This is a genomic window from Streptomyces sp. NPDC059917 (genome assembly GCF_042730635.1).
Lineage (GTDB): Bacteria > Actinomycetota > Actinomycetes > Streptomycetales > Streptomycetaceae > Streptomyces.
Genome location: NZ_JBHWLC010000195.1, coordinates 1 through 1,097, shown reverse-complemented (window position 1 = coordinate 1,097; position 1,097 = coordinate 1). Strand labels below are relative to the sequence as shown.

Genomic DNA, 1,097 nt, shown 5'->3' with positions numbered 1-1,097 from the left:
TCAAGCGCCGGCGGGGCTGGGTTGGCCGGCGGCCTCAAGCGCCGGCGGGGCTGGGTTGGCCGGCGGCCTCAAGCGCCGGCGGGGCTGGGTTGGCCGGCGGCCTCAAGCGCCGGCGGGGCTGGGTTGGCCAGGGTCGGCCGGGTCGGCAGGGTCGCCGAAGCGGGCCAGGGCCAGGGCGCCCGATACGGCTACCGCGAAGCCGAGGACGGCCAGCCAGGCCAGGCCGTCACGGGTACGGTCGCCCAGCCACACCACCCCGACCACCGCCGGACCGACCGTCTCGCCCAGCACCAACCCGGCCGTGGCCGCCGTCACCGACCCCCGCTGCAAGGCCGAGGTCAGCAACAGGAACGCCGCCCCACCCCCCAACAGCAGCGCGTACGTCGCCGGGTTCGCCACCAGCGCCCCCGGCGCGAAGCCGTCGATCAGCCGGACCGCGACCTCCACCACCCCGAAACCCGTCCCCGCCCCCAGACCCAGGACCAACGCCCGCGCCCGGTCCGGCAGCCGCCCCGCCACCGCCCCCACCAGCAGGACCGCCGCCGCGACGCCCAGCATCGACCACGTGAGCGCCGTGCTCCCGGGCCGGGAGCCCTCCGCCCCCGAGGCCAGCCCCAGCAGCGCGAGCCCGAGGCAGACCACCCCCACCGCCCCCCACTCCGTACCGCTGAGCCGGACCTTCAGCAGCCTGGCCGCGACCACCGCCGTCACGGCCAGGCTGGCGGCCAGCGCGGCGCCGACGGCGTAGATCGGGATCGAGCGCAGGGCGATGATCTGGAAGACGAAGCCGATCCCGTCCAGGCCGAGGCCCGCCAGGTACCGCCACTGCCGCAGCGCCCGCATCAGCAGCGCCGGGTCCACCCCCGACCCCGTCCCGGGCTCGGCCGCCCGCGCGGCCACGGCCTGGAGCACGGAGGCGGTACCGAAACAGACCGCAGCCGCGAGCGCGCACACCATCCCGATCAGCACGGAACCACTGTGGCACCCTCCCGCCGCCGTCGCCGGACGCAACCCCGGCGACGGCGGCCCCGCACCCGGACCGAGGGCGTGTTTCGAAAGTCCCGCCTGGCTCGCGACGCCTGGTACCGCGCCTCGCG

Annotated in this window: 1 protein-coding gene; it reads right to left on the bottom strand. The window is 77.1% G+C overall.

Translation table 11 applies throughout. The features are described from left to right. Nucleotides 1-102: 102 nt before the first annotated feature. Complete coding sequence (locus ACFWAR_RS39420; RefSeq protein ID WP_385788565.1) at nucleotides 103-957, bottom strand: hypothetical protein; 855 nt, start codon at nucleotides 955-957, stop codon at nucleotides 103-105. Nucleotides 958-1,097 lie beyond the last annotated feature (140 nt).

Coding starts and splice junctions, on each gene's coding strand:
- ACFWAR_RS39420 (WP_385788565.1), bottom strand. CDS start 957: ATGGTGTGCGCGCTCGCGGCTGCGGTCTGTTTCGGTACCGCCTCCGTG.